General features: G+C 45.8%; 15 protein-coding genes and 1 pseudogene. 7 read left to right on the top strand and 9 right to left on the bottom strand.

Features of this window, described 5'->3' with window-relative positions; all coding sequences use genetic code 11:
* Positions 1-21 precede the first annotated feature (21 nt).
* Together VFDL14_RS14880 and VFDL14_RS14885 are read left to right on the top strand one after the other, a co-directional pair.
* Positions 22-441 (top strand): hypothetical protein, encoded by a 420-nt coding sequence (locus VFDL14_RS14880; RefSeq protein WP_032550480.1) that lies wholly within the window; start codon positions 22-24, stop codon positions 439-441.
* Positions 442-762: 321 nt separating this feature from the next.
* Positions 763-1,158, top strand: a pseudogene (locus VFDL14_RS14885) (cytochrome c oxidase assembly factor Coa1 family protein); the annotation flags it as partial.
* Positions 1,159-1,460: 302 nt separating this feature from the next.
* Here VFDL14_RS14885 and VFDL14_RS14890 read toward each other — a convergent pair.
* From VFDL14_RS14890 to VFDL14_RS24925, 5 genes are all read right to left on the bottom strand, one after another.
* Complete coding sequence (locus VFDL14_RS14890) at positions 1,461-2,573, bottom strand: lipocalin-like domain-containing protein (RefSeq protein WP_032550478.1); 1,113 nt, start codon at positions 2,571-2,573, stop codon at positions 1,461-1,463.
* Complete coding sequence (locus VFDL14_RS14895) at positions 2,573-5,071, bottom strand: ABC transporter permease (protein WP_032550477.1); 2,499 nt, start codon at positions 5,069-5,071, stop codon at positions 2,573-2,575. Before VFDL14_RS14895 ends, VFDL14_RS14890 begins: the two co-directional genes overlap by 1 nt.
* A complete protein-coding gene (locus VFDL14_RS14900; RefSeq protein ID WP_032550476.1) occupies positions 5,058-5,777 on the bottom strand; it encodes an ABC transporter ATP-binding protein in 720 nt (239 codons plus the stop codon). Before VFDL14_RS14900 ends, VFDL14_RS14895 begins: the two co-directional genes overlap by 14 nt.
* Before the next feature lie 214 nt (positions 5,778-5,991).
* A complete protein-coding gene (locus VFDL14_RS14905; RefSeq protein ID WP_032550475.1) occupies positions 5,992-6,612 on the bottom strand; it encodes a heme-binding beta-barrel domain-containing protein in 621 nt (206 codons plus the stop codon).
* A 189-nt stretch (positions 6,613-6,801) separates the two neighbouring features.
* Positions 6,802-7,185, bottom strand: coding sequence for a hypothetical protein (locus VFDL14_RS24925; protein ID WP_084181841.1), 384 nt, complete (start codon positions 7,183-7,185; stop codon positions 6,802-6,804).
* Between the two features lie 478 nt (positions 7,186-7,663).
* Between VFDL14_RS24925 and VFDL14_RS14915 the strand changes: the two genes are divergently transcribed.
* Together VFDL14_RS14915 and VFDL14_RS14920 are read left to right on the top strand one after the other, a co-directional pair.
* Entirely contained in the window at positions 7,664-9,049 is a 1,386-nt protein-coding gene (locus VFDL14_RS14915; protein WP_032550473.1) for a TldD/PmbA family protein, read from the top strand.
* Positions 9,049-10,392: a TldD/PmbA family protein gene (locus VFDL14_RS14920; RefSeq protein ID WP_032550472.1), complete on the top strand. Its 1,344-nt coding sequence runs from the start codon at positions 9,049-9,051 to the stop codon at positions 10,390-10,392. The genes VFDL14_RS14915 and VFDL14_RS14920 overlap by 1 nt, the downstream gene beginning before the upstream one ends.
* A 127-nt stretch (positions 10,393-10,519) precedes the next feature.
* On the opposite strand, the gene VFDL14_RS14925 is transcribed toward VFDL14_RS14920, so the two are convergent.
* Positions 10,520-11,098 (bottom strand): hypothetical protein, encoded by a 579-nt coding sequence (locus VFDL14_RS14925; RefSeq protein ID WP_200870288.1) that lies wholly within the window; start codon positions 11,096-11,098, stop codon positions 10,520-10,522.
* A gap of 192 nt (positions 11,099-11,290) precedes the next feature.
* Positions 11,291-12,889 carry an isocitrate lyase gene (locus VFDL14_RS14930; RefSeq protein ID WP_032550471.1) on the bottom strand — a complete coding sequence of 533 codons (1,599 nt, stop codon included), beginning with the start codon at positions 12,887-12,889 and terminating at the stop codon, positions 11,291-11,293.
* 131 nt (positions 12,890-13,020) lie between these two features.
* On the opposite strand from VFDL14_RS14930, the gene VFDL14_RS14935 reads away from it, so the two are divergent.
* From VFDL14_RS14935 to VFDL14_RS14945, 3 genes are all read left to right on the top strand, one after another.
* Positions 13,021-13,974 (top strand): LysR family transcriptional regulator, encoded by a 954-nt coding sequence (locus VFDL14_RS14935; protein ID WP_032550470.1) that lies wholly within the window; start codon positions 13,021-13,023, stop codon positions 13,972-13,974.
* 116 nt (positions 13,975-14,090) lie between these two features.
* A complete protein-coding gene (locus tag VFDL14_RS14940) occupies positions 14,091-16,277 on the top strand; it encodes a malate synthase G (RefSeq protein WP_032550469.1) in 2,187 nt (728 codons plus the stop codon).
* A gap of 344 nt (positions 16,278-16,621) precedes the next feature.
* Positions 16,622-17,194 (top strand): malate synthase, encoded by a 573-nt coding sequence (locus VFDL14_RS14945; protein ID WP_032550467.1) that lies wholly within the window; start codon positions 16,622-16,624, stop codon positions 17,192-17,194.
* A 94-nt stretch (positions 17,195-17,288) separates the two neighbouring features.
* Here VFDL14_RS14945 and VFDL14_RS14950 read toward each other — a convergent pair whose 3' ends face one another.
* Positions 17,289-18,218: a M14 family metallopeptidase gene (locus VFDL14_RS14950; protein WP_032550466.1), complete on the bottom strand. Its 930-nt coding sequence runs from the start codon at positions 18,216-18,218 to the stop codon at positions 17,289-17,291.
* Between the two features lie 146 nt (positions 18,219-18,364).
* Complete coding sequence (locus tag VFDL14_RS14955) at positions 18,365-19,582, bottom strand: GGDEF domain-containing protein (RefSeq protein WP_032550465.1); 1,218 nt, start codon at positions 19,580-19,582, stop codon at positions 18,365-18,367.
* Positions 19,583-19,698 lie beyond the last annotated feature (116 nt).

Here is a 19,698-nt window from a genome sequence, read left to right as displayed (position 1 = left end):
CACACGTATTGAGGAGTATATGTGAAAAATAGTTTAAGTTTGTCAGCGATCCTTCTGACAGTATTTTCTCTAAGCGGTTGTGTTGGCGTCGTTCACACATATGAAGGCTCGAAAAAGCCCTTGAGTGAAGTGGCTGTTCTAAAAGGTGAAAATCTAGAATTTGCTGGTAGAAACTATCGTGTCCTTTTTTCTAGCTATACAGATTTATCTGATGATGAAAAAGACTTTAAGAACGTCGGTGATGCATTTATTGGTTATCCGAAGGAAATTCATATGTTGCCCGGTGATTATGTCGTTTTGACTCACTGTATAGTTGGTGATGAATATGCGTTTCCTGCAGTAAAAGCTAGTGTGAAAGCGGGTGAAACGTATGAGGTCAAATGCGGCCCCATTCCGGATAAGTTAAATACTGTTGGAGCGATGATACAGGTAGTTGAATAAGAAACTAAGTAATGCACTTACGAGTTGCGCAAGGTTGATTCGGAACACGTGGGTATTGTTACTGTCCGTTGAATACCATTTAGCACGTGATATGTGACAAGAGGAGTCCGAAGGTAAATGCAAAATCAGAAAGAGTTTCCAGATGATTTAAAAGGATGGAATTGGGGAGCATTTTTCTTCAATTGGATCTGGGGTATTCGCTTCAGGACTTATAGGGCATTATGGGTATTGGTACCATTTGTTAACCTAGTGATGCCCTTCATTTTGGGCTTCAAAGGTAATGAATGGGCTTGGAACCATAACCAATGGAGCAGTGTAGAGGAATTTAAAAAATCACAGAGGAGGTGGTCAGTTGCGTCTTTAACATTAATAGTCTCAGGTGTTGTTCTTGCCATTGGGGTTACTATCAGTGTAAATGATTCATTTGAAGAGTCAGGCTCCACAAAGCTGGCTCTTAGTACTTTGGAACAAACTAGCAAGTTCCAGGAGAATATAGGTGCACCGTATTCTATCGACTTAAAGCAGGGGACACTGAGTAGTTCTGAAATATCTGGCTATGCAGAAATGCAGTATGAAGTGGAAGGAATACATGGTGATGGCGTGTTCGATGCCAGAGCAGAGCTAATTGACGGTGTTTGGCATTTAACTTGTCTGGAAATTACTTATCTATCTAGTGAACAGGTGGAAGTATTAGTTTCTTGTGAAAATGCCACATAAAAATGTATTTAACAGCGATGCTAAAAGCATGTAGGTTTCTCCTTGCTCACGTATAGCAAGACTACAGGAGTAGCGAACTTAGCATTCTGTTTACAAGGTTATGATGAGAAACCCGATACTTACTTTTAACTTAAACATGTTCAGTGGAGAAAGCTCTCCCTGTGGAAGTTTTTCAAAATATGTCGGTTCATTAGACATTTACGCGATTGAGCAGTTAGTCTCTCATGGTGTTGACCTAACCCTAAAGAACCGGTTTGACGCACCCGCTACAAACCGTTTCTACTCAGGAGCTATGCTTTCACTCAATACCCCGTCAGCTCCATATAGCCACTTCCAGAGTGAGAACCTTGGATTGTTACTGGGCCTTCCCAATATGGGACTGACAGCGGCATTTTTGCGTTGGGATTGAGTGCTGAAACGGTAAGCTCAATTTCGTGGTTTGGAATCGCGATTGTCCACCCCGTTGGGTAGTCTCGGATATCGATTTGCGTGTATTTTTGCACACGCATTACAATCTCATCTTGCGCAATAGCAGTACCTGAACCGTCTTTATGCATTAAGCGTGCATTGGAGTAACTTGCGCTTCCCGTTTCAGAATCGCGTAGTTGGAATACGACTAGGCTAGTTTCATCATCAAGCCTTAATGCAAACCAATCCCAGCCCTGCTGTGAATCAAGCAAGAACTGTGAGCTCCACTCCCGATCTATCCAACCTTTACCGGAGACTTGATGTGTATCGCCATCAATGATGACTTCACCAGAAACATCAATAAACGGTTGGCTGTAGTAGTAGGAAGCCACCTGCCCATCGGCACTTTTCATACTGTAACCCTGCTTACCTTGCTTTTGATAGGGCGCACGGCTGGTGAGAGTAAGCGAGTAGCCAAACTGTTCGGAGTTAGCATTCAACGTGGCAGGGAAAAGATCATCGGTTGACGATGTCCACTGCCAATCATCAAGATAAACACGAAATGGCGAAGTATCGACACCTGCTAAAGCTGCGTGGTCACGAGACCATTTTTCATCTGCGTAGTGTTTTTGATTCGTTGTAACAGCACTGTGCGCCATGTAGATCTGGCTGCTTTGCCATTGTGTTTTCTTGGCTTCATTTGAATTAGATGGTGGGGCGGCGGCAAAGCGAAATTGGGTCCACTGTACACCGAGAGATTGTCCATCTTCATCGGTTAAATTTGCAGTTAAGTACCACCATTCATGGCGAAAGTCGGGATGGGCTTGGTGGTCTGCAGGGAAGTTGATTTCAACTCCTTCTGTAACAGGAGTGAACTGGTCATCTTGTGATTGGTCGCTTTCAGCACTTCCCAATAGTGTCCCCATGGTTTGAGGTTGCTGCCCTTCGCAACCAACCAGTGCCAGAGTGAGTAGAGTAAAAGTGGTGAGTTTGATGGGGTGTATCATTACAAAACCTCACTTTGCAAACTAGAGACGACAGGTTTACTCACTAAACGCCAAAGCGGTATCAGGGTGGCAATCACGCCGACCACAATGGTCACGGCAGCAATGCTTAGTGCATCGCTCCAATCCCATTGGTAGTTCAAGCTCCAGCCAAATGCGCGCAGGGTAACAATATCGGTGAGCACATAACCGACCAAAGCACCCAGTGGTAAGGCGAGCACCAGAGTAAAACTGACTAGCGCGACAATCTGACCGATCACCATAACCATCAACTTTTTACGATTCACACCAAGTGCATACAGCCTTGCAATCGCAGCTTTGCGCGCATCGAGCAACATAAAACAGGCGGTGAATAGGCCGATTACAGCAACCATTAATGTAACGCCATTTAACGCTCGAGTGATGGCAAAGGTCTGCGAGAATATGTCCAAGGCGATGGATTTGATCTGCGCTTGGTCGTAGAGCTGACTTGGGTGCAGGTTTAGATCTTTACGTAACTGCTCATAAACCAGATCTGGACTGCCAGAGACTTTAATACCAAGGCTGGTGGGTAAATCCGTAAAGCCGCTTTCTCGCCAGAGTTTCGGGGCCAAGAGTACTTCTCCATTTGGGGATCCGTAATCATGGAAAACAGCGCCGACGATGAGTGCTTTGTTTGGAATCGCGTCGAGCGTAAATTCACTTGCAAGTGATAACCCAAGTTTAACGGCGGTAGGCTCGCTGATTGCGACGACTTCACCTTGATAGAAACGCGACCAAAAGTCATCAAGCCGAGATTGAAACACCATGGTCTGCTCTAGGGTGTCTTTGTCTTTGGTGCCGAGCAAAATAGGTAAGCCATTTAGGTTGTCGTCGACGTAGTACTGTTTATAAACGGTTTGGACGTTTTCAAATTGCTCTAAAGCTAGCTCAACATTGGCGATTTCCCCTTGAGACGGGCTGACATAGATGTCGGCATGAAGTCGCTGTTCAAGCCATTGTTTGAGTGTTGATTCAAAGCTGCCGACTAGGGTATTCATCCCCATATTGGCGGTCACGGCGAGCAGCAGTGCCATCATCGCCAGAGAAAGAGGGGAGATAAGTTCTCGTAGTTCTGCAAACAGATACTGCATCAACCCGGAACGTGTGCGTTGTTCACACCAAATCGCTAATACCACCAGTGTTTTTGGAAGGTATAGAGGAATCGACACAACCAAAAGCCCCAACCATGCCATGGTGAAACGATGATGTTCGCTCAGCCAAAGCCCAGCTATTGCCGTGATTGTGAGTAGCACGCCTACAATGAAAAGGTGGTTTTCATTGGATGAATCTGGCGCTTGGTAATATCCGCCATGGGAAGAGAGCGGTTGTTGCACTCGCTGTTTAAAGTGCTGCCAACACGCAAGCAGTGTCGCTGCCAAAGTGAGTAGTAGGGCTTGAGCCCACCATTGCCATTGCCACGTCCCTGGCAGTAGTGTCGCGCCATAAAGTTGCTCCAGGGTAAGCGCAACTGTTGGGTGTAGCCAATGGCTGAGCTGCATGCCCAGAACAAAGCCAATTGAGGCACCAATAGCCACTAAGATGGTGAGCTCGACTAGCAAGGCTAAGAATACAATAGTGGGTGTTATTCCGGCTTGCTGAATTTGCACGAGCAGCCGGTTACGTTTGAGTAAGCTGTATTTTACGCCGTTATAGGCGATGAACAGTCCGACCAGGAATGCGAGCAAGCTCATTGCCGTTAGATTGAGATGAAAGCTGTCGGTAAGAGAGCCTAAATCGGTGCTTTGATTATTGGTTATCCATTGCCCTTGGTCGCTAATGTATTTTTGCCAAGAGGCTTGAGTGTCATTCCCTAAATCGAAAACGGCGATGTAACTGAGTTGCCCTTGTTTGTTGAGCAACCTCTGCGCAAATCCAATATCCATCAACATTCGGCTACCGAGCTGCCATTCATCGGGTAAAACCGCGACTTGCGTTTTAATGTCGTCCAAAACCAGCGTGTCGAGTTCGCCGATATTTCGGTACTGCGACTGGCTCATCATCACGATGGGATTACTGGCTAACAGTTCCGGAAGCGGCAATAGGCTACCGAACAGAGAAACGTTGTGATCGTTGTTAGATGTGTATCGCGAACGTGATGTGATCGCAGTGATCAGTTCACTGCCTTGTATCGACCAACGGCGACCTTGCTCGTCTCTCACTCTTCCTTCAATTACGGGCAGTGCAGCGCTCAACCCTTGTTGTCTGAGAGTAAAGTAGAGCGATTCTGGCAAGTAGTTTTGCCCTGCTGGTGGAATAATTAGGTTCTGCGCTTGCGCACTCAGTTGCTCGGTGGACTCAGCATAGCTTCGCTTAGCGTTTAGGTTTATGGCTTGTACTGCAACAAATAGAGTCACGGCTAATACAATGCCAATCAAAATAGCTGCGGCTTGAAGGGGCGCTTGCCGATAGTGAGCGGCAAACAGATTCAGCGCAAGCTTAGTATGATTGAATTTGAAAGCGTTAACTCTAGCGTGCTTCATATGAGAGGTCGCTTTGGCATTGGGGACGCACTCGCTGATCGTTATGCAGTTCACTGTTTTCAAGGCGCAGGCGTGTCTGCATAAACTTGGCGCAGTCATTGCTGTGGGTGACCAACAGAACTGCAGTGTTTCCTTGGGTTGTGATTTCACTTAGTAGCTTCATCACTTCGATACCGGCTTTTTGATCGAGGTTGCCTGTTGGCTCATCGGCGAGCAGCAGTTTGGGTTGATGTGCCAGGGCACGTGCGATCGCCACTCGTTGCTGTTGGCCGCCGGATAGCGCAGATACATGTCTTTCTAGCAGTTGGCTGATGCCAAGTGTTTCGACCAAATAGTCACACCAGTTATTCCATTGTTGTTGATTCAAATGCAGTGGGAAGGCGATGTTCTGTTTAACATTCAGGGGCGTTAATAGGTTGAACTGCTGGAAGATCACGCCGAGTTTTTGATGGCGGAACAGGCTCCAGTGTGGGTCTTTCCAGAGGTTGGTGTTGTCGCCATCTATCCACAGCTCACCAGAAGAGAGCGGTTCAAATCCAGCAATCATATTCAGTAGAGTACTTTTCCCACTACCACTAGCACCGGTTAAAGCCACACTTGAACCTGTCTCTAGTGCAAAGTCGACGCCTTCTAATACTTGATGGTTTTCTTTGCCATCGACAAAGCTTTTACTGGCACGTTTAAGTGCGACGAGTGGCCTTTCCATCACCTCTCCCTAGGGGCTTGTTTAGCAGTAACGCTTATAAATTGAGTTACCTAAAATCTTAGCTCACAAACAAAGAGAAGGGCGCGATTTAGTTCGAATTATTAATAACTTGGTACTAATAGCTAGCTTAGAAAGGAATGAAAAAACGCCCAAAGCAGATGTGCATTGGGCGTTAGTTTTGTTCTGGAACTATTCCTTCGAAGGCTTGATCTTGTTAGTCGACCTTAACCAGGGTGCTTGAGTCAGTGTGGGCGAACACATTGTCGTAGATCTCTAAGCCCGTGGTTTGAGAGTAAGTGATTTGCTCATCTGAAATCACGATGTTCATGGTGAAGTCAGTGGTCTTTGCGTTGTCGGTCATGTATTCAGACTCTGCGATGCCGCGCTTAGAAGATACCAGTGTCATGTTGTCACCTGCAGGCCCTTCTGCTGTGACACAGGTGGTTCTTGGTACGCAGAATGAGTTGTAGACGATTTGATTCTTCTGATCGTAAATGAAGTAACCACGCTGATCATGGAACTTAGAATCATCCGATTTTCTGAATACCTCTTGCTTGTAATACAGCGCAACAAGGTACTGATCACTGGCATTGGTTGCATCCGCTGCGACTTCAAACGTCATCACTTCATAAAACGGGGTCACTGCTGGGCCACCTGCGCCAACTTCTGTGCCTTTCTGGCCGGGTGAAACATCTACGCCTGCAGCATCAATAGATTTCCATGTGCCGACAAGTTTCGCTAGTGGGCCAAAGTCCATACCGTTGATGGAGGTGTGGTCTGCGAATACGGGTGTTGAGACTGCTGTAGCTATAGCGAGGGCTAGAACTTTTTTCATGACTGCTTCCTTATATTTTTATTATTAAACCACTTTAAAAGTAAGGTTATCTTGCAGTCGATTTATTAACTCAGATCAGTATTGATGATTGTTATTAGAGCAAGTTGTAACCTTATGTATCAGTCGGTTAGCTCCAATGAATTAGTCATACCATTGAACTAAATTTGCCGTAAATACGCGTGGTTGAGTTTAAAAATCTTGTACTAGTGTGGGTGTCTTGGAGCGAAAGAGTTTGGTGAACAGAGATTTGTATCGCCAACCGAGTGACAATAGATGCTGCGCCAATCTTCTGTTTTCGATGATTGCGACTTCAATGCCTCGGTAGTGGTAAGGAGAGCGTTTTACATAGTCGATGAACTCAGTCAGCACACCTTGACTGCGGACAGAGGGGGAGAAGTTAACCGACACAATGCTGAATCGCTGGCTTCCCACAGGGCAGCGCACGAAGCAGTGACCAAACTCGGTGTGTATGGTTTCGGAAAACTCGGGAAACGGTCGAGACTGGCATGTCTCAGAAAGGGCATCGTATTCAGCGCAAAGTTGGTTAAGAAGGTGTTTGGCGTCATCATTCATACTGGCTACTCCGGGTTCGGTCTCGCTGTTTATCTGATGATTATTTTACCGCTGATTACTGACGTAAATGCGGTATAAAGCGTTGCCTATTTTGTTCCGAGTTTTGGCTCTGTGCATCGAAAAAAACGTTATGAATGAGATGAGGTTTACATGGCTTTTGGATTCACTGAGCCCTTGTTTCTCGTAGTGATGACGCTCTTTGGGAAGTCTTTTAAATACCGTGGAACTAAGGACGGTCTTCCCCGTTAGCGGATCAAGTTATCGCTTACCTTTCAGGGTTTTTACACTCGGTGTAAAGAATTTAGCTTTTTAGTAACTTAATAAATTCGGCTTTGTTTAGAGCATATACTACAAATAATGTTAAAATTTAACGCATTGCCAACATGTCTTCAGTACCGTAAATGATTGAATCGCATAATGAAGAGGTGCTGATGCGTAGGCTAGATTGGCTAGGAATATCAACGAGCAAGGAGATTTCATGCTTAATTCTGTAACGGCGAAAGCGGTGATCGATCACGCTCTCTTTTTAGGGGCTGATTTCGCAGAGCTATTCGTTGAACACCACCAAACCAGCAGCGTACAAATTGCGTCTGGTGAAGTGGACAAGGTTAACTCGGGCATCGATTTTGGCATCGGTATCCGCCTCTTCTTCGGTCATAAAGTCCTTTATGGCTACACCAACAGTACCGATGAGAATGAACTAAAACGCGTAACATCATTGCTGGCGGCAAAAGATAAACGTGAGCAAATTGCTTCTGCAGGTGCTCTGAATCTGAACCGTTACCCAGTGCAGCATGGCTGTCGTATGCCATTGAGCAAAGACGCGAACCTCGATTCAAAAATTGCGTTCTTACTGCAAGCGGACAAAGCGGCGCGTGCAGAAAGTGAGTACATTAGTCAGTTTATCGGCAGTGCGCTTCAACGCGAGCAGCAAGTCTCTATCTTCAACTCAGAAGGCCTTCACGTTGACGATACTCGCCACTACATTCGTGTCTCTGGTAACACTGTTGCGCAAAAGGGTACTGAGCAGTCTTCTGGTATGGAAGGACCGGGCGCACTTGCTGGTTGGGAATTTAGCGAGCAGTTAGATGCTAAAGAACTTGGTCAAAGCATTGCCCAGCAAGCCCTGATCAAATTGGGCGCGGATGTTTGTCCATCTGGTGAAATGCCTGTGGTGATTGGTAATGGTTTTGGTGGGGTAATTTTCCATGAAGCGTGTGGCCACTTACTAGAGACAACTTCTGTTGCTAAGAAAGCATCTGTATTCCATGATCAAATGGGTGAAATGATCGCGCATACTGCTGTAAATGCAGTGGATGATGGCACCATGACGAATGAGTGGGGCTCCATTCATGTTGATGACGAAGGTATGCCGACACAGGGTACTCAGCTGATCAAAGACGGTAAGCTCACCAGCTTTATGGTCGACAAAATGGGCGGCATGAAAACTGGCTATGAACCGACGGGATCTGGTCGTCGTCAAAACTACAAGTTCGCGCCAACGTCTCGTATGCGTAATACCTTCATTGAAGAGGGTGAACATACTCTTGATGAGATGTTCGCAGGCATCGAACGCGGTATTTATGCGAAGAAACTGGGTGGTGGTTCTGTTCAGCCGGGCACTGGTGAATTTAACTTTGCGGTCCGTGAAGCCTACTTGATTGAGAATGGTAAGGTCACTAAGCCATTGAAGACAGCAACTTTGATTAGTACTGGTCCTAAAGTGCTGAAAGAGATCAGCATGGTTGGACAAGATATGGCGTTAGCACCGGGTATGTGTGGTTCGGTGAGTGGTTCGGTACCGACGACGGTTGGTCAACCTACGTTGAAGGTCGATAACATTCTAGTAGGAGGCGGTAACTAATGAGCCAAGGACAACAACTTCTTAATGCCGTTGAATACGTACTTGCTGAAGCGAAACGCCAAGGTGCGGAAGCAGACGTTATCGTTAACAGCAGTAATAGTTTCTCGCTTAAAGCGAACCAAGGTCAGCTTGATGAATATAAAGTGAGCTCAAGCCAAGTTCTGGGTGTGCGTGTGGTCAAAGATGCACGTGTCGCGACTAGTTACTCGGAATCCCTAGAGCAACCAAGCCTTGATCTACTGCTGACGAACGCGTTGCAGAGTGCTCGTTTCTCTAAGCAGGATGAGCATCAAACCATCAGTTGTGTAAACAGCACAATTACGACGGATGTGGCTGAAATTGCTCAACAAGACACAACGTCGGTTGATGAAAAAATCGAGCTCTCTTTAGCGCTTGAGCAAGGTGTGGTTAGTCATCCGCACGCAAAGAGCTCACCATACAATGGTTACAGCGATGGTGAGTCTCAATTGATCATCGCCAACACTCAAGGCTCACTGTGTAAGCACTTTGAGCGTTCATTTAACTGTTATGCCTATACGTTATTTGAGAAAGATGGCAAGCAGTCGATGGCGGGCAAAATGTCAGTAGGTCGTCGCTTCGATGAGTTGCAGCCAGCCTACTGCATTGAAGAAGGTTACAACCTAGCTCGTGATCTGCTTGATGGTGCTCCAGTTGCTACTGGGAACTATTCTGCGATTTTCCACATCAATGCGCTTAGCAGCTTGTTCGGCGCGTTTGGCAGTGCATTTTCTGGTGTGAGCGCTATGAAGGGCATGACGCCACTCGGTGACAAGTTAGGTCAAGGTATCGCGAGTGAACTGCTGTCTTTCATTGATAAAGCGTATATGCCGAATGGTATGGCGATTGCGGGCTTTGATAGCGAAGGCTTTGCGACTCAAGACAATGCGATTATTGTCGATGGTCAGTTAAATACACTACTTCATAATAGCCAAACAGCGAGCTATCTAGGTGCAACATCGACGGCAAGTGCTGCACGTGGCGCTAAGTCGAGTTTAGATGTATCAGCAAATCATCGTGTGATTACAACAGGCCAGAGCAGCATAGCAGAAGTGAAAGCGGGCGAGTACTTAGAGCTGGTGGAACTGCAAGGTGTTCATTCGGGAGCAGATGCGGTGAGCGGCGACTTCTCATTTGGTGCGAGTGGTTTCTTGTGCCGAGATGGCGAGAGAGTTCAACCTGTTCGCGGTATTACGGTTGCGGGTAACTTCTACAAGATGCTGCAAGAAATTGATGCTGTAGGTAATAGCCAACTCAGCAATGATAGCCGTACCTTCTTTGCTCCAGATGTGCGCTTCGCGCGTCTAAGCATTGGTGGTAAATAGCATTGGCGGCTAATAGCGGTCTGATAATGACTTAGGCTATTCAGCTAAGAAAATTAGCAGCACCAAAACGACAAAGAGGACTCAATGAGTCCTCTTTTTAATTCTATATAGCTTAATGTGATATCAATCAGTCAGTCATTTCTGGCTCAAGCACTTCGCTGATGCATGCGCGGCTGATGTCTTCGTTGATATACGCCATGCCGAGCTTATTTTGGTAGTCCATACGATCTGCGGAGCGAAGATCAATATCCGGTCCTTCAATACCACACTTTTGGTATACCTTAGCTAAGTGTGCCATGAAGTTCTCGCCGATACTCATCATTAATAGGCTCATTGCGCCTACGTCCGGTCTTACTTTCGCTTGTTGTTTTTCTGATAAGTTAACCGCCAGTACGATAGGTTGCTCATCACCTTCGAAACGTACGCTACGTTCACGTACCGTTTGTTGCGCCCAGTAGTAAGCCAGCTCTTTACTTTGAGTCAGGAATACAGGCTCAGTCGATTCGGTGTAGTTATTGCCAATCGTGGCCATTGTTTTCTGCGCTGCTTCATTCAGTGCTTTGTCTCCAGAGCGTTTCAGCCCTTGACCTTTAATTGAAGCAAGCAAGGCTGAAGAGGTTCCGTGATACCAAATATCACCGGTTGCAAAGCCATCGTCAGTTAGCAGTTCTTTTGCATCTTGTAAGTAGGTAGGTACAGAAATCATAGGCACTCTCAACAACATGAATGGTATTAGTTTAGCCAGAAGAGCGAGAAGGGACAGTGGTTTATCACGCAAATCTGGCTTTTGAAAAAATCGCGTTTTGTTTAGTTGATACCAAGCTTTCGGGGGATAAAAGCTTAGTAAGATGAGCTTCCCCTCTCACCAGGAGAAGAAGAGAGGAAGCTCGTTAAGCGATTAGTCAAATTGGTGTGAAGTATTCAACTCGCCCGCAGCTTTCAGCGCGTTCTCACCAGCAAAGTACTCTTTGTGATCATCACCCATATCTGAACCAGACATGTTTTGGTGTTTAACACAAGCAATGCCTTGGCGAATCTCTTTACGTTGAACGTTTGCAACATAGCCCAGCATACCTTGGTCACCGAAGTACTCTTTCGCTAGGTTATCTGTAGATAGCGCAGCCGTGTGGTACGTTGGTAGCGTGATTAGGTGGTGGAAAATACCTGCTTCACGAGACGCATCTGCTTGGAATGTACGGATCTTGTCATCAGCGCGCTTAGACAGCTCAGTTTCATCGTATTCAGCACTCATTAGGCTAGCGCGGTCGTATGCAGAAACGTCTTCACCAGCTTCAACCATTGCATCGTATGCTTGTTGACGGAAGTTTAGCGTCCAGTTGAACGATGGTGAGTTGTTGTAAACCAGTTTCGCATTAGGGTGTACTGCACGAACGCCATCCATCATCTCTTTGATTTGACCAATGTGTGGTTTCTCAGTCTCAATCCAAAGTAGGTCAGCACCTGCGTTGATTGCTTCAATACAGTCAAATACACAGCGGTCTTCACCAGTACCTTGACGGAATTGGTATAAGCCTGAAGGTAGACGCTTAGGACGAACAAGCTTGCCGTCACGGTTGAAGCAAACGTCGCCTTGCTTCATGTCAGCTACATCGATCTCTTCTACATCTAGGTAAGAGTTATAGATATCGCCTTGGTCACCCGGCTCTTTCACTACAGCGATCTCTTTTGTTAGACCTGCACCTTGTGAGTCAGTACGCGCAACGATGATGCCGTTGTCGATGCCTAGCTCTAGGAAAGCGTAACGAAGTGCACGTAGTTTCGCGTGGAAGTCTGCGTGAGGTACCGTTACTTTACCGTCTTGGTGACCACATTGCTTCTCATCCGCTACTTGGTTTTCAATCTGTAGACAACAAGCACCCGCTTCAATCATCTGCTTAGCCATTAGGTAAGTTGCTTCTGCGTTACCGAAACCTGCATCGATATCTGCAATGATTGGTACAACGTGTGTCACGTGGTTGTCGATTTTGTCTTGAATAGAGTCTTGTAGGTCAACATCACCAGCTTCACGTGCTGCGTCTAGTTCGCGGAATAGACCACCTAGCTCACGAGCATCTGCTTGACGTAGGAATGTGTATAGCTCTTCAACTAGGCCAGCAACGGTTGTTTTTTCGTGCATTGATTGGTCTGGAAGAGGACCGAATTCTGAACGTAATGCCGCAACCATCCAACCAGAAAGGTATAGGTAACGACGATCTGTTTTACCGCCAAAATGCTTTTTAATTGAAATCAGTTTTTGTTGACCGATAAAACCGTGCCAGCAACCCAAAGATTGAGTGTATTGAGAGCTGTCTTTGTCATAAGCCTCCATATCTGCACGCATAATGTCTGCCGTGTATTGCGCAATGTCTAGACCGGTTTTGAATTTATTTTGAGCACGCATACGAGCAGCAGATTCAGGGTTGATAGCATCCCATGGAGCACCAGCAGCACGTTTTGCAACTTCGATCATTTCGATATCTTGTGTGATTTGCGACATAACTATTCCTTAGTTTCACGTGGGGTATGTTTGCCAAATTTGGCTTGGATTAAAACTTTGCTATGGACAAAGAATAATCACACATGTGATAATTTTGTTAATTTATAGTTATTATATTCGGTATTTTTTATATGAATATTGCTCGTATAGACCTTAATCTACTTGTGTATTTAGACATGTTATTGCGAGAGCGAAACGTGACTCGTGCAGCCAAACAACTGGGTATTACTCAGCCAGCCATGAGTAATGGACTTCGTCGATTACGCGACCTTTTAGAGGACCCATTATTGGTGAGAACCAGTGAAGGGATGATACCAACGGAGCGCGCGCAAAAGCTTCAACCGTTGATTCGAAATATCTTGGCTAATGTAGAGAAGACATTGCAGCCAACCACCGAATTCCGGGCGGAGGACAGCGAACGCGTGTTCCGAATCATGGCGAGTGACTACGCAGAATCGACCATTATTCAGCCATTATTAAGAAGGCTTAGTGAGATCGCACCGAAGATTCGTCTCGATATTATGACGCCCAGTGACGTGAGTTATCAGGACGTAGAACAGGGCACCGTTGATATTATTATCAACCGTTTTGACAACATCCCTCAGTCCTTCCATCAGATGAGCCTTTGGCACGACGGGTTCTCCTGTTTGTTCAGTTGCGACAACCCAATTGCCGATGACTTTAGCCTTTTGTCGTATTTAAAAGCTCAACATATTTGGGTAAGCAAGACGGGAATGGGTACTGGCGTCGGGATCAACCCAAGTGAAGCACAGAAATTGGGGTGGATAGATGAGGCACTAATGCGTATCGGTAAAACGAGAAACATCACGGTGTTTACGCGACATTATTTGTCGGCCATTCTTTTTGCCCAACAGAAGAATCTGATTCTGACGATTCCAACAAAGGCGGCTCAACTGCAAAGAGATAACCCTAATTTGCTGATCAAGCCTGCGCCATTTGCTATTGAACCTTTTGAGGTGAAGATGGCATGGAGTCCGTTATTGCAGAGTAATCCCGACCATCAATGGATGCGTCGTTTGATTAAAAGTGTCGCTAGTGAAATAGAGAGCGGCGTGACAGGATAGTCCCGATTTACGGGTATTTTTTTCATGAATATTCAATATAAATGGCATAAATTAGCTAAATTTTGGTCCGTTACGTAGTTTATTGAGTAGTCATCGGTTAATTTGAGAGAGATTTTATGAGCAGTCGTATTCAACAGGGAAGCTTGAACATTGATAGCACCCTCTACCAGTTAATTAATGAACAGGTCATTCCGGGGACAGGCATTAACGCCGAAGATTTTTGGCAGTCTTTTGCTGATATCCTCAAAGACCTTGCCCCAAAGAACCGAGAATTATTGATTAAGCGTGATGACCTTCAGCATCAAATTGATGTGTGGCACCAAGAGCGAGCTGGTCAAACGCTGGATCCGGTTGAGTACAAGCAATTCCTACAACAGATTGGTTACCTTGTTCCAGAAGGTGACGATTTCGAAGTCACCACAGCCAGCGTAGAACCAGAGATCGCAACTCAAGCAGGCCCGCAACTTGTAGTGCCTATCATGAATGCGCGTTTTGCACTTAATGCAGCAAACGCTCGTTGGGGTAGCCTATACGATGCCCTTTACGGCACGGATGTGATCAGTGAAGAAGATGGCGCAGAGAAAGGGGGTAGTTTCAACCCAGTTCGTGGTGCCAAGGTAGTTGGGTATGCTCGCGAATTTCTAGACGAAGCAGCGCCATTAAACGGTGTTTCCCACAAAGACGTCACTAAATACAGCATTAGCAATGTCAGCAAAGGTAATACTCTTACCGCAACGCTAGAGAATGGTGAAGAAGTTACGCTTATCGAGCACAGCCAGTTCATCGGTTACCGAGGTGAGGCAAGTGCACCTTCTTGTATTCTTCTTAAACACAATAACCTTCATATCGAAATCCAAATTGACCCGAGTGCACCTATTGGCAGCGTAGATGCTGCTGGGGTTAAAGACGTTCTGGTTGAAGCAGCACTCACGACTATTATGGACTGTGAAGACTCTGTTGCAGCGGTAGATGGTGAAGATAAAGCGCTTGCTTACCGAAACTGGTTAGGCTTGATGAAAGGTGACTTACAAGAGTCGCTTGAGAAGAATGGTAAGACGATTGTTCGCAGCCTCAACCCAGATCGTCAGTACACCAGTGTTAGCGGCGGAGAGATCTCTCTGAAAGGCCGAAGCATGCTGTTTGTGCGCAATGTTGGTCACCTTATGACTAACCCAGCAATCATCGACGAAAACGGTAATGAAGTACCAGAAGGCATCATGGATGGCATGATCACTTCGCTTATCGCAATGCATGATTTGAAGGGTAACAGCCCGTACCAAAACTCGACTGCCAATAGCATCAACATTGTAAAACCTAAGATGCATGGCCCAGAAGAGGTGGCGTTTACCAATGAGTTGTTTGGTCGAATTGAAGATGCCCTAGGTCTTGAGCGTTTCACGATTAAAGTGGGCATTATGGATGAGGAGCGTCGTACCTCGGTTAACCTAAAAGAGTGTATCCGCGCCGCGAAAGACCGAGTGGTATTCATCAATACCGGTTTCCTAGACCGTACTGGTGATGAGATCCATACCAGCATGGAAGCAGGGCCGTTTGCTCCAAAAGCACAACTGAAAACCATGACTTGGATTGGCGCGTACGAGGATCAAAACGTCGACCTTGGTTTAGCGTGTGGCCTACAAGGCAAGGCGCAAATTGGTAAAGGCATGTGGCCAGAGCCAGACAACATGGCCAAGATGATGGAAGCTAAATTAGGTCACCCTAAAGCGGGTGCAAACACGGCATGGGTTCCATCACCGACTGCTGCAACGCTGCATGCACTTCATTACCACCAAGTGAGCGTACCGAGTCGTCAAAAAGAACTTCGTGAGCGTGTAAGAGCGAATGTTGACGACATCCTAACGATCCCATTACTAGGTAACCAAAATCTGACCGCTCAAGATATTCAGAGTGAACTTGATAACAATACCCAAGGTATTCTGGGTTACGTAGTGCGCTGGATTGACCAAGGTGTTGGTTGTTCTAAGGTGCCAGACATCAACGATGTTGGCTTGATGGAAGACCGTGCAACACTGCGTATCTCAAGTCAGCACATTGCAAACTGGATTCGTCACGGTATCTGTGATGAAGCACAAGTGATGGCCACAATGAAGCGCATGGCTGCAGTGGTTGATGAGCAAAACGCAGGTGATCCAAATTACCGCAACATGGCGGATGATTTTGAAAACAGCATTGCGTTCTCAGCTGCTTGTCAGTTGGTTTTTGAAGGTTGTGCTCAGCCCAGTGGTTACACTGAACCTGTCCTTCATGCAATGCGCTTGAAGTTAAAGGAATCGACCAGATAACAGAAATCTAATAAAACGAATTTCACAAAAAAAGTGAAACTGTAAAATCCCTGTTATTTACCAAGCCCAAGGTGCCGCACTTATTAGTGCGGTTTTTTTTGTTTTAAATTTCAGTGATATAGGAAGGGTTTTGAATCAGTTTTAGGTTCTCTGATTAGGATGATCTCGCGCTGTAAAATTGACAAAATCTGTAAAATTAACATTGTGAAGTTTTTGTTGTGAAATTATTTCTAAAATCGATGTAGTCTTTAGTTACTGCAAAACACAACGCAATAATCAATTAAAAACGGGTCGATTAAGCTTTTTGATCTAGATGGAATTTAAAGCCGTACGAGGGAAAGACTATGAACATGCTTACATTGGATAAAACAGAACTTCACAGAAACCATTCTACCTTTATCGCTGAAGCTGTCTTTGCTGTCGAAATGGTTAAAGCGGATAAACAGATGGAAAAGCAACGCATGGCGAAGCAACTGCTAGACACGCTTTTCCCTCTAGAGAGCGGTTCGCATGAAGATGCAGTTAGCTATGAGATTGATTACCGTCACGTGCAAGTTTACTTTAAGAATGGTGAACACACTGGTCTGAAAAGAGCGAAGCACTTTGTGGCTTACGCAGGCGACAAATCTAAGCCTTCAGCAATCCTGTTCCGTGACGAAAGCGGCACACACGTAGAGGTTACCATTGGTGCTCGTGCCGGCACTGGTCGTCTAGAACTTGTAAACATCGAAGATATTCAGCTAGAAACATGCACCACATTTGGTCAAACGGAAGAGAGCTACTCTTCAGGCATCAGACACTGGGTTAGCTTGGTACAAGGTGATGAGAAAGGCCGACCAACTGCGTGCAGTGAAGACAAAGAGTACACAGCAAAAAACGGCGATGATTACAGCCTAGGATTTAGTTTCGCGCTTTAAGGTGACTTTAGCGATAACGGATAATCCTGAATAGCAGATACAAAAAAGAGCGACAGCATTCAATGCGAGTCGCTCTTTTATTTTTTAGGGTCTGTTACGCGCTTAGCTCATGCTTAATCACATACTCCAAGCCACCCACGATTGCCGCAACTTGAGCATCATTACACTCTTCGTCAGTCACTTTGTCACTATCTGGGTAAACCTCGGTTGTTGTACCGTACTTGCAGTTGGTTACGCCGCCACATAGACCAAGCTCTTTCATTGGGTAGTTGATCACGCCGTATTGAGTCACCTCTGAACCGATGATTTTACCGTCGGCATCCGCTGGAGCGATGTGAGTAACTTTCTCTACAGAAGCGATAACTGCTGCTTGGAAGTCAGGCTGCGGGTTTTCTGTGTCACCCACTGTGTAGAAGCCATCTGGGATCATACCTTCGATGTATTCAAGGCCATCGCGCGCAGCTAGAGCAGGGCGAAACTCGGTCTCATCAGAATCTGTGGTTTCATGAAGATCAATGTGCATCAGTACTTCTTGTGGAAGTGAAGCAACGAGTGCACGTAAGTTCGCTGACTCTTCTGCAGGCGTATTGTCGTAGAAAGAGCGGTTTGGATCGACAGCGTTTGGATTCCAACGGTTGATCACTTCGTAACCCCAAGGACTCACACAAGGCGCGATAACGATGTTGAAGTATTGGCTGTAGTGTTCAGCTTGTGTATCTGCAAACTTAAGCGCGCCATGAACACCGCTGGTTTCGTAGCCATGAACACCCCCAGTCACGAGTACCGTTGGCTTGTTTTCATCCCAAGCTTTCGTTTTAATGGCGAATAGAGGGAAGCGATCTTCTTCATAGCTTAGTGCGCCGTATTGCTCTACATCGAAACGTTCTGCGAGAGCTTTGATTTTTGGCACAACTTCTTGTTGGTATTCACGCTTGATTGTTTGGCTTTCACGCCAAGCTGTGCGCTCAACGTCTGTCCACTTTTTGCCAGGTTCACCGATAGGGTAGGAGTAGCTGTCTTTCATTATTCTTTCTCTGTGTAATCCATTGCAAGCAGAGAGAATAGTCAGCTGTTAACTGGATAGCAACTGTTATTGGAATCAGTGATATGAGGTGGCGAAGTCATTACTGATGCGTTTAACTCCCGCCGTTTAATCGAAGTACTTAAGTGTTAATGAGATGAAGTACCGAGCAAGTAAGCCTCGTCTACCATTGAAGAGGAGTTGTGGTTTTGGTCAAAGCACCCAACGGCATTTCGACCATGCTCTTTGGCGTAATAGAGCGCAATATCCGCTTGCTTAACGGTACGAGCGAGACTGTTTTCCTTTTGGTGAAGGCTTACCCCAAAACTAGCAGTAATAGGTTTTGGTTGCTTGAGCCAAAACCTTTGGCGCTCAATCAGCAATCTGAGTTTTTCGGCGACTTGGCAAGCGCCGTCAAAGTTGGTTTCAGGGAGCACGATCAAAAACTCTTCTCCGCCGTAGCGAAAAGCAAGATCATGGCCTCTTAATTCATTGAGTAGTAATCGCCCTATACCATTTAATACCCTGTCACCTGTTTGATGACCGTATCGATCATTGATCTCCTTGAAATGATCGATATCCAGAATAATGAAAGAGATGGAGTTGTTAAAACGAGTGTTGCGTATGATCTCGCGAGGAATCAGCTCAGTCATGGCACCGCGATTGTAGACTTGGGTAAGGCTGTCTTTGAGTGATGAGCTATAAAGAGACTGCATGAGCCGAGTATTAAGAATCCAACTATAAGTAAACCCGAGAGTACTAATCAAAAGCGCAGTGATAATGATGGCAAATTGATGAATGCTACCTGCGTACAAGAAATCATCTATGTTGCCTTCGTTAAGCGTAAACCAGATTCGATACATCATGAACACTGAATGGAGGATCAAAACAACGAGCAAAAGTCTGAGCGCAGAACTAGGGTCTTTGGCGGTACCAACATTAATGACTTTTATGCTCGCTAGGCTACAGAGCGTAATGTACAGGCTCATTACAATCACGCGAGCGTTTGTTGAGGGGGCAATAAAGGTGAAATAGATAAGAGCGGCAATGGTTATCAGTAGCGCTAACCCGCTACTCACAGCGTAGTGTTTTGGGGGTTGTCTGAGTTGACATAAGCTCAATACGATTAAGCAAAATCCGCCAGCAATAGTCGCGTTGGAAAGGATCTTGGAAACCCATAAGTTGATGTCGTTTCCGAAGCTGAGCAGCGAAAAGCCGATCATAAATAACAAGATGGCATAGAAAAGCGTGCGTACGCCTGTGGTTTGAGGCTGACTGTGTTGTTTGATCAACAACCCGACACAATAGGTGCCCGATAAAAAGACCATGATTAAACAGAGTGTGCGGATATCTAAGCCTAAATTCATGTAAACCATTTAATAAGTGTGGTTACTGTTTATATAAGATTAGATACGATTAATGGATTCGCAAGTGACTTTGTTCACAAACAAAAAAGCCCCGCACAGATAGTGCAGGGCGTATT

The sequence above is a fragment of the Vibrio fortis genome, from assembly GCF_000695685.1.
GTDB classification, from domain to species: Bacteria; Pseudomonadota; Gammaproteobacteria; order Enterobacterales; family Vibrionaceae; genus Vibrio; species Vibrio fortis_A.
Note: the sequence above shows the minus strand (reverse complement) of the source record. Positions and strands in the feature narration are given on the sequence as shown.